This is a genomic window from Aeromonas sp. R5-1 (assembly GCF_040908265.1).
GTDB classification, from domain to species: Bacteria; Pseudomonadota; Gammaproteobacteria; order Enterobacterales; family Aeromonadaceae; genus Aeromonas; species Aeromonas caviae.
Genome location: NZ_JBFODJ010000005.1, coordinates 1 through 19751, shown reverse-complemented (window position 1 = coordinate 19751; position 19751 = coordinate 1). Strand labels below are relative to the sequence as shown.

The 19751-nt window shown below is 61.9% G+C and carries 21 protein-coding genes; 12 read left to right on the top strand and 9 right to left on the bottom strand.

Annotated elements, in window-relative coordinates:
- The first annotated feature begins 32 nt into the window (after nt 1-32).
- Complete coding sequence (locus AB5Y64_RS00415; protein WP_010672438.1) at nt 33-371, top strand: DUF2799 domain-containing protein; 339 nt, start codon at nt 33-35, stop codon at nt 369-371.
- 57 nt (nt 372-428) lie between these two features.
- Here the strand turns inward: AB5Y64_RS00415 and AB5Y64_RS00410 are convergent, their stop codons facing one another.
- Both AB5Y64_RS00410 and AB5Y64_RS00405 read right to left on the bottom strand, forming a co-directional pair.
- Nucleotides 429-599, bottom strand: a complete 171-nt coding sequence (locus tag AB5Y64_RS00410; RefSeq protein WP_010672439.1) for a hypothetical protein — start codon at nt 597-599, stop codon at nt 429-431.
- Between the two features lie 56 nt (nt 600-655).
- Complete coding sequence (locus tag AB5Y64_RS00405; RefSeq protein ID WP_010672440.1) at nt 656-1087, bottom strand: flagellar basal body-associated FliL family protein; 432 nt, start codon at nt 1085-1087, stop codon at nt 656-658.
- A gap of 145 nt (nt 1088-1232) precedes the next feature.
- Here AB5Y64_RS00405 and AB5Y64_RS00400 point away from each other — a divergent pair, with 145 nt between their 5' ends.
- Together AB5Y64_RS00400 and ubiA are read left to right on the top strand one after the other, a co-directional pair.
- Nucleotides 1233-1784, top strand: a complete 552-nt coding sequence (locus AB5Y64_RS00400; RefSeq protein ID WP_039041140.1) for a chorismate lyase — start codon at nt 1233-1235, stop codon at nt 1782-1784.
- Nucleotides 1781-2644, top strand: coding sequence for a 4-hydroxybenzoate octaprenyltransferase (gene ubiA / locus AB5Y64_RS00395; protein WP_039041141.1), 864 nt, complete (start codon nt 1781-1783; stop codon nt 2642-2644). Before AB5Y64_RS00400 ends, ubiA begins: the two co-directional genes overlap by 4 nt.
- A 64-nt stretch (nt 2645-2708) precedes the next feature.
- Here ubiA and plsB read toward each other — a convergent pair whose 3' ends face one another.
- On the bottom strand, nt 2709-5132 hold the full coding sequence (gene plsB / locus AB5Y64_RS00390; RefSeq protein ID WP_039041142.1) for a glycerol-3-phosphate 1-O-acyltransferase PlsB: 2424 nt from the start codon (nt 5130-5132) through the stop codon (nt 2709-2711).
- A 204-nt stretch (nt 5133-5336) separates the two neighbouring features.
- Here plsB and lexA point away from each other — a divergent pair, with 204 nt between their 5' ends.
- From lexA to dinF, 4 genes are all read left to right on the top strand, one after another.
- The gene (lexA, locus tag AB5Y64_RS00385) at nt 5337-5963 is read left to right on the top strand and encodes a transcriptional repressor LexA (RefSeq protein ID WP_039041143.1); all 627 of its coding nucleotides are present in this window, start codon (nt 5337-5339) and stop codon (nt 5961-5963) included.
- A 431-nt stretch (nt 5964-6394) separates the two neighbouring features.
- Nucleotides 6395-6604: a hypothetical protein gene (locus AB5Y64_RS00380; protein ID WP_080560358.1), complete on the top strand. Its 210-nt coding sequence runs from the start codon at nt 6395-6397 to the stop codon at nt 6602-6604.
- 190 nt (nt 6605-6794) lie between these two features.
- The gene (locus tag AB5Y64_RS00375) at nt 6795-7421 is read left to right on the top strand and encodes an SCO family protein (protein ID WP_039041144.1); all 627 of its coding nucleotides are present in this window, start codon (nt 6795-6797) and stop codon (nt 7419-7421) included.
- A 14-nt stretch (nt 7422-7435) separates the two neighbouring features.
- Nucleotides 7436-8806 (top strand): MATE family efflux transporter DinF, encoded by a 1371-nt coding sequence (dinF, locus tag AB5Y64_RS00370; protein ID WP_052258911.1) that lies wholly within the window; start codon nt 7436-7438, stop codon nt 8804-8806.
- A 31-nt stretch (nt 8807-8837) separates the two neighbouring features.
- On the opposite strand, the gene trmL is transcribed toward dinF, so the two are convergent.
- The 3 genes from trmL to AB5Y64_RS00355 all read right to left on the bottom strand — a co-directional run bounded on the left by trmL (nt 8838) and on the right by AB5Y64_RS00355 (nt 11420).
- Nucleotides 8838-9302, bottom strand: a complete 465-nt coding sequence (gene trmL, locus AB5Y64_RS00365) for a tRNA (uridine(34)/cytosine(34)/5-carboxymethylaminomethyluridine(34)-2'-O)-methyltransferase TrmL (RefSeq protein WP_039041146.1) — start codon at nt 9300-9302, stop codon at nt 8838-8840.
- Nucleotides 9303-9372: 70 nt separating this feature from the next.
- Nucleotides 9373-10728, bottom strand: coding sequence for an ATP-binding protein (locus AB5Y64_RS00360; RefSeq protein WP_039041147.1), 1356 nt, complete (start codon nt 10726-10728; stop codon nt 9373-9375).
- Nucleotides 10725-11420, bottom strand: coding sequence for a response regulator (locus AB5Y64_RS00355; RefSeq protein WP_010672450.1), 696 nt, complete (start codon nt 11418-11420; stop codon nt 10725-10727). Before AB5Y64_RS00355 ends, AB5Y64_RS00360 begins: the two co-directional genes overlap by 4 nt.
- A gap of 87 nt (nt 11421-11507) precedes the next feature.
- Here AB5Y64_RS00355 and AB5Y64_RS00350 point away from each other — a divergent pair, with 87 nt between their 5' ends.
- The 4 genes from AB5Y64_RS00350 to AB5Y64_RS00335 all read left to right on the top strand — a co-directional run bounded on the left by AB5Y64_RS00350 (nt 11508) and on the right by AB5Y64_RS00335 (nt 14940).
- Nucleotides 11508-12419: a cation diffusion facilitator family transporter gene (locus AB5Y64_RS00350; RefSeq protein ID WP_039041148.1), complete on the top strand. Its 912-nt coding sequence runs from the start codon at nt 11508-11510 to the stop codon at nt 12417-12419.
- A gap of 8 nt (nt 12420-12427) precedes the next feature.
- On the top strand, nt 12428-13207 hold the full coding sequence (cysE, locus tag AB5Y64_RS00345; RefSeq protein WP_010672452.1) for a serine O-acetyltransferase: 780 nt from the start codon (nt 12428-12430) through the stop codon (nt 13205-13207).
- Nucleotides 13208-13228: 21 nt separating this feature from the next.
- Nucleotides 13229-14509 (top strand): hypothetical protein, encoded by a 1281-nt coding sequence (locus AB5Y64_RS00340; protein WP_010672453.1) that lies wholly within the window; start codon nt 13229-13231, stop codon nt 14507-14509.
- A 221-nt stretch (nt 14510-14730) separates the two neighbouring features.
- Nucleotides 14731-14940 carry a cell division protein ZapB gene (locus AB5Y64_RS00335; protein WP_010672454.1) on the top strand — a complete coding sequence of 70 codons (210 nt, stop codon included), beginning with the start codon at nt 14731-14733 and terminating at the stop codon, nt 14938-14940.
- Between the two features lie 72 nt (nt 14941-15012).
- Here AB5Y64_RS00335 and elbB read toward each other — a convergent pair whose 3' ends face one another.
- On the bottom strand, nt 15013-15663 hold the full coding sequence (gene elbB / locus AB5Y64_RS00330) for an isoprenoid biosynthesis glyoxalase ElbB (RefSeq protein ID WP_039041149.1): 651 nt from the start codon (nt 15661-15663) through the stop codon (nt 15013-15015).
- A gap of 401 nt (nt 15664-16064) precedes the next feature.
- On the opposite strand from elbB, the gene polA reads away from it, so the two are divergent.
- Entirely contained in the window at nt 16065-18815 is a 2751-nt protein-coding gene (polA, locus tag AB5Y64_RS00325) for a DNA polymerase I (protein ID WP_039041150.1), read from the top strand.
- Nucleotides 18816-18892: 77 nt separating this feature from the next.
- Here the strand turns inward: polA and AB5Y64_RS00320 are convergent, their stop codons facing one another.
- Both AB5Y64_RS00320 and AB5Y64_RS00315 read right to left on the bottom strand, forming a co-directional pair.
- Entirely contained in the window at nt 18893-19432 is a 540-nt protein-coding gene (locus AB5Y64_RS00320) for a gamma carbonic anhydrase family protein (RefSeq protein WP_039041153.1), read from the bottom strand.
- Nucleotides 19433-19521: 89 nt separating this feature from the next.
- A partial coding sequence (locus tag AB5Y64_RS00315) for a hypothetical protein (RefSeq protein WP_368203035.1) occupies nt 19522-19751 on the bottom strand: 230 nt, incomplete at its 5' end.

Below are 19751 nucleotides of genomic sequence, written 5' to 3'. Positions count from 1 at the left end.
CAACAACGATTCCAACGACGCCAAGGATGAATATGCGCTCACTCGTCATCATGTTTTGTGCCGCCCTGCTCGGGGGCTGTGTTTCCAACTCCGACGACCCTTGCGAGAAGGTGTGGAGCGACGTGGGAGAGGCGGACGGCAAGCTCGGTTTTGCTGGCGATCGGGTTGCTTTTCACCAGACCCAGTGCGGGGAAAAAGTGGACGTTGCCCTTTGGGAGCTGGGTCGCCAGAAGGGGCTGGCCTGGTATTGCCGACCCGAGCATCTCTATCTGGCAGGACGGTCGGGAGAGGAGTATCGCGGCGTCTGTCCCAACGACGTGCAGGCCCGTCGCCTGTTTGAACAGGGTCGCCATGGCTGGACTGATCAATAAATCAGCCTTCCTCTCTCTTCTGAAATCTTGCGTGAACCTCTTCGTGAGAAGAGGGACCTACCCTTCTTTATGCTTCAGCCGCAGCGGCTGGCACAGGTAATCCTTGTCATTGGCGCTGCGGGCACACTTGCCACACACGAATTTGGGTTTGCGCACAATCTTGCGCAGCGTCTTGAGATCGGCGGGGATCTCGTGACGGCGCCACTCACACAGCGTCTTGTGACCCATGACGTCCTCGACAGTGAATGCAACGGGTGAGAGGGGCGGGACCCCTCCCGGTGTGGTTACTGGTACAGGTATTTGGTGAAGATGAGCTCGCGGACCGCCTTCTTGCCTGTCTCCTTGACCAGCAGCTCATTGACCTTGGCCTCACACTCCTTGCGCAGCTCTTCCCGGTTCACCAGGGACTTGATCTGTGCGCCCGTCTTGCTGCCAATCAGCCGGATGATGGCGTCGCGGATCAGGGGGTCGTGCTGCTCCAGCAACTTGAGGTCGGCAGCGTCCGTGGCCATCAGCTCTACCGTCACCCGTACATAGCCGAGGGTTTTGCCGTCGCCAAGGTAGTTGGTGATGATGTCCGGATCCAGAGCGTGATAGGCGAATCCCGGCTGGACGGCGGAGGAGGCGGGATCGGTGGCCTCTTCCTCATTGGCGAAGGCCTGTGTATTCAAGAGGGTACACCCCAGGGACAGCAGCAGAATTCTGAAGATCTTCATCTGGATGGCTCGGCAGCGACGGATGCCCCATTTTTGATGCTGCCATCGGGGCCGTCAAGCACGGATGTTCTTACAATTCGCCATTGATTTACGGATAATAAACCGGTTTTTAACCTGACAACGGAAATCTCCGGATGGTGAAGCTGTGAAGTCCGAGTTGACTGTTCCCCTCGTCCAGCTCGTCCCGTGGCGGGCGCCTGCAGAGTGCGAACCACCCGAGGCGCTGCGTCCCTGGTTGCTGGAGGCCGATTCCATGACCCGGCGCCTGCGTCGTTACAATCATCACCTCTCGGTGCAACTGCTCGGCAATCGCGCCGTGTCGCTGACGGTGGACGAGCAGGCGCTGGTGGCGGTGTCGGCCCCCGTGGGCATGTGCCGCGAGGTGATCCTGCACGGTGATGGCGGGCCTGCCATCCTGGGTTGGACCCTGTTTGCCGAAGCTGCCTTGCAGGGGGGCGGTTTGCAGGATCTGGGAGAGCAGCCGCTGGGAGAGCGCATTTTCGGTGATGCTCCGGCGCGGCGGGATCACCTGCAACTGGCCTGTTTCGAGATAGCGAGCAATCCCTGGTGTCCGGCCGCCACCGTCTGGGGGCGTCGTTCCCGCCTGTTTCTGAGGCAATGGCCACTGCTGGTCCATGAACTTTTCCTGCCCTCGCTATCGTCTCATTCGTTGCCATCGGATAAGGAGCTGGAGTGAAGCTGTTAACCAAGGAGCGGGGACTGGCCTATGCGCAGTTGGCCCGCATCGACAAGCCCATCGGTACCCTGCTGCTGCTGTGGCCGACCCTGTGGGCGCTCTGTCTGGCGGCTGGTGGCCTGCCTGACCCCTGGATCCTGACCGTGTTCGTGGTGGGCGTCTTTCTGATGCGCTCCGCCGGCTGTGTCATCAATGACTATGCGGATCGCAACTTCGACGGTCATGTCAAACGCACCGCCGGGCGACCGCTGCCCATGGGGCGGGTCGCCGAGCGGGAAGTGCTGGTGCTGTTTGCCGTGCTGGCGCTTCTCTCGTTCGCCCTGGTGCTGACGTTGAACCCGCTCACCATCAGCCTGTCCTTTGCCGGTCTGCTGCTGGCGGTCTGCTACCCCTTCATGAAGCGCTTCATCCCCATCCCCCAGCTGGTGCTCGGCATGGCCTTCTCCTGGTCCATTCCCATGGCCTATGCGGCCCAGGCCAATACCCTGCCGCCGGAAGCCTGGCTGTTGTTTCTTGCCAACCTGCTGTGGACCATTGCCTATGACACCGAGTACGCCATGGTGGACAGGGATGACGACCTCAAGCTCGGCCTGAAATCGAGCGCCATCCTGTTCGGTCGCCACGACAAGCGGATCATCGGCGCGCTGCAACTGGCGACCCTGCTGATCCTGCTGGGGGTCGGGCAGCTGATGGGGTTGGGGTCAGGTTATTACTGGGGGCTGCTGGGGGCGGCGGCGCTGTTCGTCTACCAGCAGCGACTGATCCGGGAGCGGCAGCGGGAAGCCTGCTTCCAGGCGTTTCTCAACAACAACTACGTGGGGGCGCTGGTGCTGCTCGGGGTGATGGTTCACTACCTCTAACCCGCGCCCCTTCCTTGATGAAAAAAGGCCGCATGATGCGGCCTTTTTGTTGGGTGTCGACGCCTCAGAGCCGGTTGCCCGCCTGGATGGTGCGGCGGATCTTGTTGCTGAGCAGCGGCACTATGTTGTCGGCCAATGCCTGGAAGCGGCCGAGATCCGGTTTGCAGCCCGGATCCAGATAGCCTTCGCTGCGCAGGGTGTGGATCAGGGTGCTGAACAGCTTCTGGTCGAAGAACTCGGGGGCGTTGATGCCGTGCAGGGTGCCGAGGCGCTCCGCCATCATCAGGCCGTCCGCTTCCAGCTGCTCCGCCTCGATGTGGGGCTGGGCCAGCATGCGGGTCAGCACGATGGCGTAGCGTTGCAGGGTCTCCTGAATGCTTTCGGCCAAGAGCAGCAGGCGCATCTGGTTGCCGGGGTTGACCCAGTAGCCGCCGTCGCGGGCCTCGACCAGTTGCTGGCGCAACAGCTCGGCCAGCAGGGCATCGATCAGCTCCGGCAGCTCGTCCTCTTCATAGCGCAGGAAGAGTTCGGTCTTGAGCAGGGGGTAGATGTCGACACAGCGGGCGACGATCTCGCTGCGGGAGATCCCCTCGCACCGCTCGATCAGGGCCGCCACCAGGGAGGGCATGGCGAACAGGTGCAGTATGTTGTTGCGGTAGTAGGTGAGCAGGATCGCCTGATAGCGGTCCAGGCTGATGATCTGGCCCAGCTTGTCCTCGCTCACCTCGAACTTGTTGAGCTCCATCGCCTGCTCCAGCAGGGTCCTGGCGTCCTCGTCCGGCATGGTGCTGTGCGGGCTGTAGGGCACCTGCTTGAGCAGGTCCAGATAGGTGTTGAGCTGGGCCTGGAGTTCGTCCCGGGTCAGGGCGTGGCGCTCGGCGGCCAGCAGGGCCAGGGCACTCAGGGTGAGGCCGTTGACGGCGGCGGCATCGTTGATGCGGGTCATCAGCAGCTCGGCCAGCTGGTTGACGGTGGAGGCCATCCACTCGGGACGCTCCTCCCGGCCGATGCTCTCCTTCCAGGTGGGCACATGTTCGCCGAGATAGCTGTTGAGGGTCAGCGGCTCGCCGAAATTGACGAAGCCACGGCCATAGTTGCGCAGCTTGCGCAGGATGCCGAGCACCTGCAGGAAGCTCTCCTTCTCCTTGCGGCTCCCCTTGAGTTCGTTGTGATAGGTGTTCACCTCCATCACGTGCTCGTAGCCCAGATAGACGGGGACCAGGGTCACCGGTCTGTCCAGCCCGCGCATCATGGCCTGCAGGGTCATCGCCAGCATGCCGGTCTTGGGGGGCAGCAGGCGACCCGTACGCGAACGCCCGCCCTCGGTGAAGAACTCCACCGAGTAGCCCTTGGCGAACAGCAGGTTGAGGTACTCCCGGAATACCGTGCTGTAGAGCGGATTGCCCTTGAAGGTGCGGCGGATGAAGAAGGCGCCGCCGTGGCGGAAGATGGGGCCTGCCGGCCAGAAGTTGAGGTTGATGCCCGCCGCGATGTGGGGCGGCACCATGCCCTGGTGGTAGATGACGTAGGAGAGCAGCAGGTAATCCATGTGGCTGCGATGGCAGGGGACGTAGACGATCTCGTGCCCTTCCTGGGCCAGCTGACGCACCTGCTCGGCACCGTTGACCGAGAGGCCCCGGTAGAGCTTGTTCCACAGCCAGCCAAGGAAACTCTCCCCGAGGCGGATCAACCGATAGGAGAAATTGGAGGCGATCTCGTCCATGTAGCCGTGGGCACGCTTTTGCGCCTTCTCCAGGCTGATCCCTTCCCGTCTGGCCTCCTCCTCGATGGCCTGCTGGATCACGCTCGAATCCAGCAGTTGCTTGAACAGCAGGTTGCGGTTCGGCAGCTTGGGCCCGGTGGCGGCCAGCTGCTGGCGGCTGAAGTGGGTACGGGCCACCCGCGCCAGCTTGTGGGCGATGGCCTCGTCGGTGCCGTGCTTGTCCGCCATGTAGCGCAGGGAGAGGGGCGGGGAGAAGCGCACCAGGTTCTCGCGCCCTTTCAGGATCACGATCAGCGCCTTCTTCAGGCGGTTTGGCGCCAGGCTGCTGATGATGTTCCAGCCGGAGGCCTCCTCGTCTTCCCGGCCCGGGGCGCGGCCCCAGAACAGGGTGACGGGTACTACCTGGATGTCCAGCGCCGGATCCTGCTTGTGCAGGTCCAGCAGCTGGTGGAACTCCTGCAGGAAGGGGAGTGGCTTGTTGCGCGTGCCGAACAGGGGAGGCGGACGATCCAGACAGACGTAGCGTGGCAGCAGTTGACCGTTCAGCTCCAGCGGCGTGAAGGGGCCGGGCAGGCCGAGATCCTCGCAGCACTGTTGCAGGGTCATCAGGTCGGTGATCGAGCTGGTCTTCAGGGCGTAGACGATGGGTCTGGCCGGATCCAGCTTGAGCTCGGTGATGGGATTTTCCGGCAGGCTCTTGTGATTGACCAAGCCGCTGACCGGCCATTGCAGGATGGCTCTGGAAATCTTCTGTCCAAGGGACATGTGCGTCTGCTCTCCAAAAAAATGCGGCGTGAGCATAGCAAATCACCGACAGCTTGTCGCCGAGAGGTACGATGAGTCGGCACTTCAGAGCGGGGGGAGGGACAAATGTGCGTCGGGTCGCGACAAATGCCAGTTGCGCCTTGCCTTGGCCCCAGCACTGTATATACTGCCAGTGTGCTGTATAAAAAGACAGGTGCCCATGCTATGAAACCCCTTACCCCTCGCCAGGCTGAAGTACTCGAGCTCATCAAGGCGAACATGAACGAGACCGGCATGCCGCCGACTCGCGCCGAGATTGCCCAGAAGCTTGGCTTCAAGTCGGCCAACGCGGCCGAAGAACATCTGAAGGCCCTGGCCAAAAAAGGGGTCATCGAGATCATGCCGGGCACGTCCCGCGGCATTCGTCTGCTGCTCGAAGAAGAGGACGTGCAGCCTGAAGAAAACGGCCTGCCACTGATCGGCAAGGTGGCGGCCGGGGAACCCATCCTGGCCCAGGAACACATCGAGAGCCATTACCAGGTGGATCCCGCCCTGTTCCACCCGCGGGCAGACTTCCTGCTGCGGGTGCAGGGCATGAGCATGAAGAACATCGGCATCATGGACGGGGACCTGCTGGCGGTACACAAGACCCAGGAGGTACGTAACGGCCAGGTCGTGGTGGCACGTCTGGACGAGGACGTCACCGTCAAGCGCTTCCAGCGCAAGGGCAGCCAGGTATGGCTGCTGCCGGAAAACGAAGATCTCTCCCCCATCGAGGTGGATCTCGCCAGTCAGCACCTCACCATAGAGGGCCTGGCGGTCGGCGTGATCCGCAACGCCGACTGGATGTAAGCATCCGATGCGATGAAGAGGCCTCCTGCGGGAGGCCTCTTCATTTTCATCTGCCGATGGCATCTCCCTCCCCACCTTTTCGCTTCTCCTTCCTGTGCACATAGTCTCGCCGCACGACATGCATTTCGGATATATCCTTTGATAAGGCCCCTGTCATGGTCGGTGATCAGGGAAGGGGGAGTCGCACCGGGCAGTACGCCATGGCAGGGATGCATGATCGCCGGGTCGGTGCGCATAAGGGAGAGTCGCCTCAGACTGGGGACTCGTACAGTCAGTACGCTGCCGTGGTTGGTTCGTCGTTGGGGACAAAGAGACCCGTCAGCGTGACCTGTTGAGCAAGGAGGACAGGTATGGCTTCAAGCTCGCCGTGGGATCCGGTGCCGGCCGCAGCGCCCGCATCTTCCATCACCCGATTCATCAAGGGCAGTCGGATGACATGGTTCTATGCGCTCTGGGTCTATCACAAGGGAGATGGTTGGACCATCTGGCTTGGGTGCCCCAAAGACAAGATTGTCCGCCTGGTTCGTCTGTTTCGCCGTCATCACGACATCGGATTGCCGGATGAGCCCTGGACTGCCCCCGTCATCCCGCTGCGCGTCCCCCTGAGACGTGCCCAGCCGCAGCACAGGCTGCGGCCCTGATCCCTCTTCCTGTACAAACAAGAGCCCCGCCAGAGCGGGGCTCTTGTTTTGGCGCCGATGCGGCTTATCCATGGCACAGACGCTTTCCCGCCGGGATGCAAGACTAGCCATCGGCGGGGGCAGGCGGGTTACAATGACCCCTACCGGTTTTGCCCCCAGGGCTTCTAACATAAGCAAGGCTTTGTTTTATATGGTTAAACCACGCTTTTACCTGCTGCTATTGCTGTTCATCGGCGCCATTGCGGCGGCTTATTACTGGAGTCAGCCCGCGGTGCCGGAACAGGCCGATTACTACCCGGCGGGGCGAGACATCAACCCGTTTGCCCTCACGGATGCGGATGCACAGCCCTTTACCCCTGCCAACCTGACGGGACACTGGAGCTTTCTGTTCATCGGCTACACCTACTGCCCGGATGTCTGTCCGACCACGTTGGCGGATCTGCGCAGCGTCTATCCGGCGTTGAAGAAGATAGCCCCCACTAGCCAGGTGGTATTCATCTCGGCGGATCCCCAGCGGGATGACAGCGCCCGCCTGAAGAGCTATACCGCCTTCTTCGAGCCCGAGTTCAAGGCGGCGACCGCACCTCACAGTGCCCTCTTTCCTCTGGTCCGCAATCTGGGGCTGGTCTATTCCATCGTGGAAGGGGATCGCAAGGACTACCTGATCGACCACTCCGCCTCCATCGTGCTGATCAACCCCGAGGGGAAGCTGGTGGCCACCTTCCGACCCAAAGTGGCACCGGGTGAGGTGCCCCACGTGGACATGCAGACCATGGTGGCCGACTTCGCGCGCATCGTGCGGCTGGCTGGCGAGTGAGCCCGGCGCGCACCATGCTGATTCCCGCCTGGCTGAAGGATCCTCGCCGCCACCGAGCCGTCTTCGCCCTGGCCCTGCCCATGGTGTTCTCCAACGTCACCACGCCCTTGCTGGGGCTGGTGGACACCTGGGTGATCGGTCATCTTGGCCAGGCCTGGTTTCTCGGCGGCGTCTCGGTCGGTGCGACCTTCATCAATCTGCTGTTCTGGCTGCTTGGCTTCCTGCGCATGTCCACCACAGGGCTGACTGCCCAGGCTCAGGGTGCAGCCCATGCCGAAGGGCAGCTCGACACCCTGGCGCGGGCCCTGGGCTTGGCGATCGGACTGGGCATGGCGCTGTTGCTCCTGTTGTTGCCGTTCCTGCCTGCCATCATCGCCCTCGGCGGCGGCTCTTCCGAGGTACAGACCTATGCCGGTCAATATGTGTCGGTGCGGGTCTGGAGCGCCCCGGCGGCCTTGTGCAATCTGGTCATCATGGGGTGGTTGCTGGGCATGCAGGATGCACGCAGTCCCATGCTGCTGCTGATCCTGGGCAATCTCGTCAACATGGTGCTGGATGCCTGGTTCGTGCTGGGATTGGGCTGGCAGGTGAAAGGGGTGGCCGCAGCATCCCTGCTGGCGGATTACAGCACGCTCGTGGTGGGGTTCTGGCTGGTGAGCCGGCATCTGCGCCGACTTGACCCCGGGGTGTGGCACAACGCCTGGCAGCGCTGGCGCCAGTGGCCGGCCCTGCTGCGGCTGCTCGCCCTGAACCGGGATATTTTCATCCGCTCCCTCTGCCTGCAACTCTGCTTCGTGTTCATGACTCTGCAGGGGGCCAGACTGGGGGATGTGGCGGTGGCCGCCAATGCGGTGCTGCTCAATTTCCTGATGCTGATTTCCTACGGGCTGGATGGATTTGCCTATGCGGTGGAAGCCATGGTAGGGCGCGCCATCGGGCGGCGTGATAGGCCGCTGCTGCGGGAGGCCATCGTCCTCAATCTGGGCTGGGCGCTGCTGATCGCCCTGGCATTCACCCTCTCGTTTGCCCTGGGGGGCCACTGGCTCATCCGTCACATTACCGACATACCGGCGGTGATCGCCGAGGCGCAACGTCAGCTCCCCTGGCTGGTGGCCATGCCGCTGCTGGCGGTCTGGTGCTTCCTGCTGGACGGGGTCTTCATCGGCGCCACCCGGGCCCGGGAGATGCGCAACAGCATGCTGGTGGCGGTGTTTGCCGGCTTCTTTCCCATCTGGTGGCTCTGCCAGGGATGGGGTGTGGCGGCCCTGTGGGCCGCCATGAGTGCCCTGATGGCCGGTCGTGGCTTGACGCTGGGCTGGCTCTGCTGGCGACTGGAGCGTGATGGACGGCTGCTGGCGGGGCAGGGGACGGCGCAGTCAGTCTGAATTCTGGCCGCCTTGCCAATATCGTCAGCGGTCAGAGCGAGCCTGAATAGTCGAACTGTCGCCAGCTCTCGTAGACGAACACCGCGACAGCGTTGGCCAGATTCATGCTGCGGCTCTGGGGCAGCATGGGGATGCGCAGCCGCTGCTCGAATGGCAGGCTCTCGATGATCTCCATGGGCAGGCCTCGGCTCTCGGGCCCGAACAGCAGGGCGTCACCGGGGGCAAACCGGGCCGCCGAGTGGGCGGTGCGTCCCTTGGTGGTGCAGGCAAAGACCCGTTGGGGGGCGACGGCCGCCAGAAAGGCCTCATAGTCAGGCCAGCGCTTGACGTCGGCAAACTCGTGATAGTCGAGCCCGGCCCGCTTGACCCGTTTATCATCCCACTCGAACCCCAGGGGCTCTATCAGATGCAACCGGTAGCCGGTATTGGCGCAGAGGCGAATGATGTTGCCGGTGTTGGGGGGGATTTCCGGTTGGTAGAGCACGATATCGAGCATGGAAGGATCCTGGGCTGGTGCGAAACGGGCGCCAGCATACCCAGCACCCGTGCCGATGAAAAGGGGGAGGTCAGGGCATGGGCAGACGGATGGTGATGACCAGTCCGGTCGGCTGATTGCTGCTGGCCCGGATGGTCCCCCCATGACGCTGGATCGCCTCGGCGGCAATGGCAAGGCCGAGACCCGTGCCCCCGGTCTTGGCGTTGCGGGCATCGTCCACCCGAAAGAAGGGCAGGAACAACCGGGGCTGCTGCTCCACCGGCACGCCAGGGCCGTCATCCCGTATGGTCATGACCCACTCCCGTCCCTCCCGGTACCAGTCCACCTTGATGAACTCGCGGGCATACTTGAGGGCGTTGCGCAGCGGGTTTTCCAGGGCGCGCGCCAGCAGCTCCGGCCACATGGTGAGGGATTCGGCGGGCAGGGAAGGGAGCCTGAGCTGTTTGCCGTTCTGGTTTGCCTCGAACATGGCATCGTCCAGGATGGGCTCCAGCAGCTCCGCCAGGGGCAGCGTCACCGGCGCCTCCACATGTTGCTGCACCCGCGACAGATCCAGCAGATCCCCTATCAGCTTGTCGAGCCGGGCTATCTCCCCTTCGATGCGCGCCAGCTCGGCGCTGTCCCCCTGCTTGCGGCGGATCAGCGCCTGTGCGAGCTGGATGCGGGTCAGGGGGCTGCGCAGCTCGTGGGAGATGTCGGAGAGCAACTGCTTCTGCTTCTGGATCATGTCCTTGAGGGTATCGACCATGCGACTGACATGTTCGGCCAGCTGGCCTATCTCGTCGCGCCGCCCCAGGTTGGGGATCTGTATTTCCAGGTTACCCTGGGCGAGTTGGGAGACCGACTGCTGCAACTGCAGTATGGGGCGGGTCAGGCGCCAGGCGAGCAATAGACAGAGCGGGGTGCTGACCAGCATGGCGATGCCCAGGATCTGGATGGGGTGATCCAGGATCTGGATGAAGAGGAACAGGTAGGAGTTTTCGACGTTCAGACCGAAATAGACGTGATAGGTCTGGCCGTGATGGACCATCTGGAAGGGGCCGGCGATGGCGCGCTGGTGTTCGCTGCCCAGCATGGGCTTGGCCGGGTTGTCCGAGTCGAGCATGAAACGGATCACGAACTTGCTCAGCCGGGTGCTGGACTGCATCTGCCCCTTGGCATCGCGTAGATAGATGTTGTCCACCGGCAAAAGGCCCGCGGCATCGATGGCCTTGGCCAGATCGAAATCCTGCTCGGGATCCGCGCCCCGTTGCAGCGCCGCCAGGTTGTTGTTGAGACGGGTAATCTCGTGGGCCGGCAGCGGGATGATGTTGCGGGGGTCCAGGGTGGGTAGGATTACCACCGCGGCCACGACCAGCAGCAGGATGAACCAGAACCAGAGGAAGATCTGGGTGGAAAGGCCGTTGAAGGTGCGGGCCGATTTCATGCCTGCTCCAGCCATAGGTAGCCTCGTCCCCGCACCGTCTTGAAGCGGGGCTGGCCGTCGGCCCGCTCCGGCAGCTTCTTGCGCAGGTTGCTCAGGTGCATGTCGATGGCCCGATCGAAAGGTTCGAGCTTCTTGCCCAGCACCTGCTCGGAGAGCAGGCCCTTGCTGACGATCTGGCCCGGATTGCGCAGCAGGCACTCCAGCAGGCCGAACTCGGTGGCGGTGAGTTCCAGCAACTGATCGTCGCAGCGAGCCTGTTGCAGGCCGGGCTGCAGCACCAGATCCATGAAGCGCACCTCTTCCGAGCTGCCGCCGCGCTGGGGAGCCTGGCTCTGGGTTCGACGCAGGATGGCGCGCACCCGGGCCAGCAGTTCCCTGTCGTCGAACGGCTTGGCGAGATAGTCGTCGGCACCGGCCTCCAGCCCGTTGACCCGATCCTGGCTGTCGCCACGGGCGGTCAGCATCAACACCGGGGTGTCGTGGGTCTTGCGCAGCCGGGTCAGCATGGCGAAGCCGTTGAGTCTGGGCATCATGACGTCCAGCAGCACCAGGTCGAATGCCTGTTCTGCCAGTCGCTGCAATCCCTCTTCCCCATCCTCGGCGACGGTGACCTCAAACCCCTCCAGGGTCAGGATTTCGGTGAGCAGCTGGGTCAGTTCGAGATCGTCGTCGACCAGGAGTATTTTGTTCATCTGGGAGTCACTCTGTTGATTTTGCACGCCAAACTGACGTCCGGGTCAGGGTATAATAAGTTTTTACGCGTCGGAGGAAAGCCGGTTTTGAGCCACCAACACTATTCCCGCTGGGTCACCCTGGCCAGCATGGCCGCTGTGACCACCGCCACCCTGCTCATCCTGGGCAAACTGATCGCCTGGCTGATGACGGATTCATCCAGCCTGCTGGCATCCCTGACCGATTCCTTCATGGACATCAGCGCCTCTCTCATCAATCTGCTGGCCATCCGTTATGCGCTGGCCCCTGCCGACGAAGAGCATCGCTTCGGCCACGGCAAAGCGGAGTCCCTGGCGGGTCTGGTGCAGTCGGCCTTCATCTCGGGGTCCGCCCTGCTGCTGGTGATGCACGGCATCTCGTCGATGCTGAATCAGGTGCCCGTGGTGCGCCTGGAGGCCGGGATCTGGGTCAGCGTCGGCTCCATCGTGCTGACCCTGCTGCTGGTGAGCTTCCAGAGCTTTGTCATCCGCAAGACCAACAGTGTGGCCATCAAGGCTGACATGCTGCACTACCGTTCCGACCTGCTGCTCAATGGCGGCGTGCTGGTGGCACTGGTGATGGCGGGGCAAGGGTGGTACTGGGCCGACGGCCTGTTTGCCATTCTGATCGGTCTGTTCCTGGTGTGGGGGGCTGTCCATATCGGCTACGAATCGGTGCAGGCCCTGCTCGATCGTCAGTTGCCAGAGGAGGAACAAGCGAGAATAATGGCCCTCTGCTGCGCCGTAGAGGGGGTGCATGGCGTACATGACCTGCGTACCCGCCAATCCGGGCCGACCCGTTTCGTGCAGTTGCATCTGGAACTCGATGATCAACTGCCTCTGGTCAGGGCCCATCAGATAGCCGACGAGGCTGAACTGGCCGTCCGCCAGGCCTTCGAGCGGATGGATGTGATCATTCACATGGACCCCATCTCGGTGCTGACAAAAGAACGACAAAGCACTCACCCTGAACAACAGTAGGCTGCAACATGGATGATCTGGTTGCCAGAACCTGGCAAAAAATTCAGCAGGAAGCGCAGAGCATGGCGGCCCAGGAGCCCATGCTGGCCAGCTTCTTTCATTCCACCATTCTCAATCACCGGGATTTGCGCTCGGCGCTGAGCTTCCAGCTCGCCAACAAGCTCGACAGCACCACCATGCCTGCCATCGCCTTAAGGGAAGTGATCGAGCTGGCCCTGCGCAGCGAACCCGAGCTGCTGGCCGCAGTGGCCGCCGACATCTGCGCGGTGCAGGATCGCGACCCGGCGGTCGACCTCTTCTCCACCCCGCTGCTCTACCTCAAGGGATTCCATGCTCTTCAGGGGTATCGGGTGGCCAACTGGCTGTGGCGTCAGGGACGCCGTGCCCTGGCGCTCTATCTGCAAAACCAGATCTCCGTGGTGTTCGGCGTGGATGTACACCCTGCCGCCCGCATCGGCAAGGGCATCATGTTTGACCATGCCACCGGTATCGTGGTCGGGGAAACCGCCGTCATCGAGAACGACGTCTCCATCCTGCAGAGTGTGACTCTGGGGGGGACCGGCAAGGAGAGTGGCGATCGTCACCCCAAAATCCGGGAAGGGGTGATGATAGGGGCGGGGGCCAAGGTCCTCGGCAACATCGAGGTGGGCGTCGGCGCCAAGATCGGTGCCGGCAGCGTGGTGATCAACCCGGTGCCGCCTCACACCACGGTCGCTGGCGTGCCCGCCAGGATTGTGGGCCGCCCCGAGTGCGACAAACCTTCCCTGGACATGGATCAGTGCCTCTGATCCCCTGACCGAGGCCGTTGTATGGTCAAGCGCTGGTCAGGCTTTCTGATCCTGGGGATGTGGCTGCTCAACCTGCTGCACCTTTATCTGGACTTCTCCCCCTGGCCCGCCGCCATCGCGGCCTGGGCCGCCTCCCTGCTCACCTGGCCCTGGCTGGTGGGTGCCGCACGGCGTCAGGCGCTGGCCCTCTACGGCGCGGCGCTCCTGCTGCTGCTCTTTTCTTGGTGGCGAGGTGCCAGCCTCAGCCCAGGTGACTGGCTCTTGCCGAATATCAACATGCTGACCATGTTTGCCGCAGTGAGCACCCTCAATCTGGCTACCTCCGGTCTCTTGACCGGTACCGCCTCCTGGTCCGGTCGCAAGGGGCTGTGGAGCACCATGGCCAGCCTCAATCTGCTGGGGGCCGTCATCAATCTTTCGGTGCTCTTCATCATCGGCGATCGGCTGGAGCGCAACGGGACGCTGGAGCGGCGTCAGGTCATGGTGCTGAGCCGGATCTTCTGTGCTGCTGCGTTTTGGTCCCCCTTCTTCGTCGCCATGGCGGTGGCCCTCACCTATGCACCGGGTCTGCAACTGGGCAGCATACTGCCTTTTGGCATACTGGCGGCCTTGCTGGCCATGGGGCTGACGGCCTGGCAGGTAGAGCGACTCGGTGTGGAGACCTTTGAAGGTTATCCGCTGCGGCTCCAGACCCTGGGGCTACCGGTGACCCTGGCACTGCTGGTGCTGGTGATCCACCGTTTCTGGCCCGGACTCAGCATTCTGGCGGTGATCGCCCTGGTGGCGCCCTTGCTGGCCTTGCTGTTCATGCCGCAAGCGGGGCGAGGGGCTGCTCTCAAGCGCCAGGTGGTGGAGCGCTTCCCGGCCATCGGTGGCCAGCTTGTGCTGTTTCTGGGGGCCGGCCTGCTGGCGGCTGGCATCAACAGCGCGCTGTCAGTACTGGACTTTGGCAGTGGCCACGGCCTGCCGCTGTTCAACCACTTCGGCTGGCTGGAAGCCTGCCTGACCCTGCTGCTGATCTTCCTGGTGGCCATAGTGGGCGTGCATCCTCTCATCAGCATCTCGGGGGTGGCGCCGTTGCTCTGGCCGCTGGCACCGGATCCCAGCCTGCTTGGCATGTGCTTCCTCATGGGGTGGGGGCTGGCGACCGGGACGAGCCCGCTCTCCGGCTCCAATCTGGCGCTGGCGTCCCGCTACAACCTGAGCGCCGGGCTGCTGCTGCGCTGGAACCTGCTCTACGGCCTGTTGATGTACGCCGTGGCCTGTCTGATGATGGGGGGCTTCATCGCCTTGCATGGCTGATGGCGGCATCGGCAGGAGGGCGGGTTATGCCACGGCGGACGCCCGGGATCGAGGTTCCTGCTGCCTGCGAGAAAAACCGACGCATATTTAAGCAATACCGGGCCGCAGGGCGCATTTTGCAACGTGCTGGCTTGTTTGTGCCGAGCGCATCAGGGTATGCTGGCTCCACGCGCTTGAATCGCCCTCTGTGGGGCATCGCAATTGAACATACAGGTATGCATATGTCACTAGAAGTCCTTGAGCAACTCGAATCCAAAGTACAATCCGCCGTCGACAACATCTCCTTGCTGAAGATGGAGCTGGACGAGCTGAAAGAGCAGAACAGCAAGCTGCAAGACGAAAACCACCAACTGCGCAACGAGCACGTTGCCTGGCAAGAGCGTCTGCGTGCCCTGCTGGGCAAGATGGACCAGATGGGCGATGCCATCTGATCCCGTCTAGATTGACCGGAATGAAAGCGGGCCGCTCCTTGAGCGGCCCGCTTGTTTTGGTCTGCCGGGCAATCAGAGTGCCAGCAGCTGTTTGACGGTCTTCTCGATGCCGTCCGCCGCCTCCACAATATTGTTGGCCAGCATGTAGGCAGGGGTGGAGATGACCTTGCGCTCCTGATCCACCACGAATTCGCGCACCGGGCAGTCGAGATGACTGCCACCCATGGCTTCGATGGCGTTGGCGGCGCCCTCGTCGTTGCCAATGGTGGCCAGGGTACCGGCGCCATAGATGAGCGGGATCATGGCCGGTGCGATGCAGATGTAGGCGGCCGGTTTGCCTGCTCTGGCAAAGCTCTGGCAGGCCTTCAGCACATCCGGCTGGATGCGGCACTCTGCTCCCTTGATGGCGAAGTCACACAGGTTCTTGGCGGCGCCGAAGCCGCCCGGCACCAGCAGGGCGTCGAAGTCGGCTGCATCCAGTTCAGCCACATCCCTGATCTGGCCGCGGCAGATGCGGGCCGCCTCGACCAGCACGTTGCGGCTCTCTCCCTCGCTGACCTCGCCGGTCAGGTGATTGATGACATGAAGCTGAGGGACATTGGGGGCGAAGCATTGAACGGATGCTCCCTGACGGGCCAGCGCCAGCAGGCTGATGACGGCCTCGTGGATCTCGGCGCCGTCAAACACGCCACAACCACTCAAGATCACGGCCACTTTTTTCATGACAGACTCCTCGTTGTTGAAAATGTGAGCCAGGGTAGATTGTTGTACTTTTGTATGGTTATCGTTCGACCTCCGCTGGTCAAGTCATCTCCCTGTGCTAGGATTGTTTCGTTTTGGATCCTGCCTCAGTACCCCCCTTGAATTTTTTTCCACATTGTTCGAGATCATGATGCGTGTGTCATGTTGAGTTTTAATGATCTCAACGTAATGTTTTAAAAGATATTTTTTGTTTTAATCCACAGCTTTATCACGGCCGTGATGCAATGGTGCCATTTTTGAGCACAGAGTTATCCACAGCAATATGCCCCACCGGTGCGCCGGGGTGATGGTGGGAGTCCCCTTGGTGTGGTGCGGGCCCTGTGGCATCCTAGCGGCTGTTTATTCTTGGCAGGACGATTTTCATGGCCTCTAGCAATCCTCTTATTCTGGTCGACGGCTCTTCATATCTTTACCGCGCCTTCTTTGCCTCGCAGCAGGCCGATCTGCGCACCTCGACCGGCTTGCCTAGCGGCGCCGTCCGTGTCATGGCCAACATGATGCGCAGCCTTCGCAAGCAGTACCCCGACTGCCACGTGGCCGTGGTGTTCGACGCCAAGGGCAAGACCTTCCGTGACGACATCTATCCCGAATACAAGGCAACACGCGCCAGCATGCCGGACGATCTGCGCAGCCAGGTCGCCCCTATCCACCAGATGATCAAGGCGATGGGTTTCCCCTTCCTGATGGTCGAAGGGGTGGAGGCCGACGACGTGATCGGCACTCTGGCCCGTCAGGCGACCGAGAAACAGTTGCCTGTGCTCATCAGCACCGGCGACAAGGACATGGCGCAGCTGGTCTCCGACCATGTCACCCTGATCGACACCATGAAGGATGTGAAGACCGATCGGGAAGGGGTGATCGAGAAGTTCGGCGTACCGCCCGAGCTCATCATCGATTACCTGGCGCTGATGGGGGACAAGGTGGACAACATTCCCGGCATGACAGGTGTCGGCGAGAAGACCGCACTGGCCCTGTTGCAGGGGATAGGCAGCATCGACGAGATCGCCGCCAACCTCGACAAGGTGGCGGCGCTCGGCTTCCGTGGCTCCAAGGCGTTCGCCGACAAGTTCCGCGAGCAGGAAGAGCAGGTGCGCCTTTCCTATGTGCTGGCCACCATCAAGACCGACGTGGCGCTGGAGCAGAGCCTGGAAGAGTTGCAGCTTGGCCCCATCGACAAAGAGGCTCTGCTGGCGGTCTATCGCGAGTATGAGCTGCGCAACCTGATCAAAGAGCTGGAGTCTGGTGACGAGGAGAGCGAAGCCGCAGGTGATGAGGAAGGCGCCGCCCCGGCAGCCGCCATCGAAACCGACTATCGCTGCATCCTGGATGAGGCCGAATTCGATGAGTGGCTGGCACGGTTGCAGGCGGCGCCGCTGTTTGCCTTCGACACCGAGACCACCAGTCTCGACTATATGGAGGCGCGGGTCGTTGGCGTCTCCTTTGCCATCGAACCGGGCAAGGCGGCCTATGTGCCCTTCGGCCACGACTATCTGGGGGCGCCGGTGCAGCTGACCGAGGCCGTGGTACTCGGCAAGCTCAAACCGCTGCTGGAAGATCCGACCCGTCTCAAGGTGGGGCAGAACCTCAAGTACGATCGCAACGTACTGCTCAACCACGGCATCGAGCTGCAGGGTATCGCCTACGACACCATGCTCGAATCCTATGTGCTCAACTCCACCGCCAGCCGCCACGACATGGATTCCCTGGCCCGCAGGTATCTGAACGCCGAAACCATCTCGTTCGAAGAGATCGCCGGCAAGGGGGTCAAGCAGCTCACCTTCAACCAGATCGAACTGGAGCAGGCGGCCCCTTATGCGGCGGAAGATGCCGACATCACCCTGCGTCTGCATCAGACGCTGTGGGGCAAGCTCTCTGCCGAGCCGGGACTTGCCAAGGTATTCAGCGAGATCGAACTGCCGCTGCTGCCGGTGCTGGCACGGATGGAGCGACTCGGTACCACCATCGAGCCCAAGTTGCTGCACCAGCAGAGCCAGGAGATCGAAGTACGTCTGGCAGAGCTGGAGAAGCAGGCCCACGAGCTGGCCGGGCAGGAGTTCAATCTCTCCTCGCCCAAGCAGCTGGGTGAAATCCTCTTCACCAAGCTGGGGCTGCCGATCATCAAAAAGACCCCCAAGGGAGCGCCATCCACTGCGGAAGAGGTGCTGGCCGAGCTGGCGGAGACCTATGAGCTGCCGCAACTGCTGATGGAGCACCGTGGGCTGGCCAAGCTCAAGTCCACCTACACCGACAAGCTGCCGCTGATGATCAAGCCGCAGACCGGGCGGGTGCACACCTCCTATCACCAGGCGGTGGCGGCGACCGGTCGACTCTCGTCAACCGACCCCAACCTGCAGAACATTCCGGTGCGCAACGAACAGGGGCGCCGTATTCGGCAGGCCTTCATTCCGTGCGCCGGTTACAAGCTGGTGGCGGCGGATTACTCCCAGATCGAGCTGCGCATCATGGCCCACCTCTCCGGTGACAAGGGGTTGCTGACCGCCTTCGCCGAGGGCAAGGACATCCACAAGGCGACCGCCGCCGAGGTGTTCGGGGTCGCGCTCGATGCGGTGACCAGCGACATGCGCCGCAGTGCCAAGGCGATCAACTTTGGTCTCATCTATGGCATGAGTGCCTTCGGTCTGGCCAAGCAGCTGGGGATCGGTCGCGCCGAAGCGCAGAAGTACATGGATCTTTACTTCGAACGCTACCCGGGTGTGCTGGAGTACATGGAGCGTACCCGCCAGCAGGCGGACGTCCAGGGCTATGTCGAAACCCTGTTTGGCCGTCGCCTCTATCTGCCGGATATCAAGTCCCGCAACGCCGGTCTGCGCAAGGCGGCCGAACGGGCCGCCATCAACGCACCTATGCAGGGCACCGCTGCCGACATCATCAAGCGCGCCATGATCAACGTGGATGGCTGGATCCGGGGCATTGAAGACGAGTCGATCCGTATGTTGATGCAGGTACACGATGAACTGGTGTTCGAGATCCGCGAAGAGAAGCTGGAGGAGTACATCGCCCTCATCAAGGAGAAGATGTCAGCCGCAGCAGAACTGCATGTGCCGCTGGTGGTGGAAGCGGGCACCGGTGACAACTGGGATCAGGCCCACTGATCCTGCCTGATGGTCACATAGCTATATAAGAAGAGAAGCCCGGCATGATGCCGGGCTTCCTGTTTGTGGCTGCAGGGTCAGGCCTCTTGCAGGTATTCATCCTTGAGCAGCACATAGTTGTCGGCCGAGGTCTTCAGGAAGGCGATCTCGACCGGCTTGAGAGGGCGGGCCTGCTTGACGGGATTGCCCATATAAAGAAAGCCGGCCTCGAGCCGCTTGCCCGGTGGCACCAGGCTGCCCGCCCCGATCATCACATCGTCTTCAACGATCACCCCATCCAGCAGGATGGCACCCATGCCGACCAGCACCCGGTCGCCTATGGTGCAACCGTGCAGCATGGCCTTATGACCGACCGTGACATCCTCACCTATCAGCAGCGGATAGCCGCCGGGGTTGCTGGCACTCTTGCGGGTCAGGTGCAGCACTGTGCCGTCCTGGATATTGCTGCGGGCACCGATGCGGATATGGTTGACGTCCCCTCTGGCGGCCACCATGGGCCAGATGCTGGCATCGTCACCCAGCTGGATATCCCCCACCAGGGTGGCACAGGGATCCACATATACCCGTTTGCCCAGTTGCGGGCATTTTCCCTTGTAAGGTCTCAGTCGCAAGTCCATCTTGGCCTCCTTGTTTTCGGCCATTCTAGCAATTCGAGGCCGGTTTCTGTGGATAAGTTTGTATAAAAGCTGTGCCTGGATATGAATAACTAAAAAAGTGCCGATTTTTGCAATTTTATTGCAGAGGAGGGGTTGCCAGAACGAATCCGCTCCCTATAATGCGCCTCCATCGACAGGGCAAGCGGCAACGCAAAGCCTGAGTCGGTAGCATCGAAAAGCCTTTGAAAATAAGGCTTGACTCGAGAAGGCGGTTGAGTAGAATGCCACTCCCGCAGCAGCCAAAAGCTGCGTCGCTCTTTAACAATTTGAATCAAGCAAT

Coding starts and splice junctions, on each gene's coding strand:
- AB5Y64_RS00415 (WP_010672438.1), top strand. CDS start 33: ATGCGCTCACTCGTCATCATGTTTTGTGCCGCCCTGCTCGGGGGCTGT.
- AB5Y64_RS00410 (WP_010672439.1), bottom strand. CDS start 599: ATGGGTCACAAGACGCTGTGTGAGTGGCGCCGTCACGAGATCCCCGCC.
- AB5Y64_RS00405 (WP_010672440.1), bottom strand. CDS start 1,087: ATGAAGATCTTCAGAATTCTGCTGCTGTCCCTGGGGTGTACCCTCTTG.
- plsB (WP_039041142.1), bottom strand. CDS start 5,132: ATGTCCCTTGGACAGAAGATTTCCAGAGCCATCCTGCAATGGCCGGTC.
- lexA (WP_039041143.1), top strand. CDS start 5,337: ATGAAACCCCTTACCCCTCGCCAGGCTGAAGTACTCGAGCTCATCAAG.
- AB5Y64_RS00380 (WP_080560358.1), top strand. CDS start 6,395: ATGACATGGTTCTATGCGCTCTGGGTCTATCACAAGGGAGATGGTTGG.
- AB5Y64_RS00375 (WP_039041144.1), top strand. CDS start 6,795: ATGGTTAAACCACGCTTTTACCTGCTGCTATTGCTGTTCATCGGCGCC.
- dinF (WP_052258911.1), top strand. CDS start 7,436: ATGCTGATTCCCGCCTGGCTGAAGGATCCTCGCCGCCACCGAGCCGTC.
- trmL (WP_039041146.1), bottom strand. CDS start 9,302: ATGCTCGATATCGTGCTCTACCAACCGGAAATCCCCCCCAACACCGGC.
- AB5Y64_RS00360 (WP_039041147.1), bottom strand. CDS start 10,728: ATGAAATCGGCCCGCACCTTCAACGGCCTTTCCACCCAGATCTTCCTC.
- AB5Y64_RS00355 (WP_010672450.1), bottom strand. CDS start 11,420: ATGAACAAAATACTCCTGGTCGACGACGATCTCGAACTGACCCAGCTG.
- cysE (WP_010672452.1), top strand. CDS start 12,428: ATGGATGATCTGGTTGCCAGAACCTGGCAAAAAATTCAGCAGGAAGCG.
- AB5Y64_RS00340 (WP_010672453.1), top strand. CDS start 13,229: ATGGTCAAGCGCTGGTCAGGCTTTCTGATCCTGGGGATGTGGCTGCTC.
- AB5Y64_RS00335 (WP_010672454.1), top strand. CDS start 14,731: ATGTCACTAGAAGTCCTTGAGCAACTCGAATCCAAAGTACAATCCGCC.
- elbB (WP_039041149.1), bottom strand. CDS start 15,663: ATGAAAAAAGTGGCCGTGATCTTGAGTGGTTGTGGCGTGTTTGACGGC.
- polA (WP_039041150.1), top strand. CDS start 16,065: ATGGCCTCTAGCAATCCTCTTATTCTGGTCGACGGCTCTTCATATCTT.
- AB5Y64_RS00320 (WP_039041153.1), bottom strand. CDS start 19,432: ATGGACTTGCGACTGAGACCTTACAAGGGAAAATGCCCGCAACTGGGC.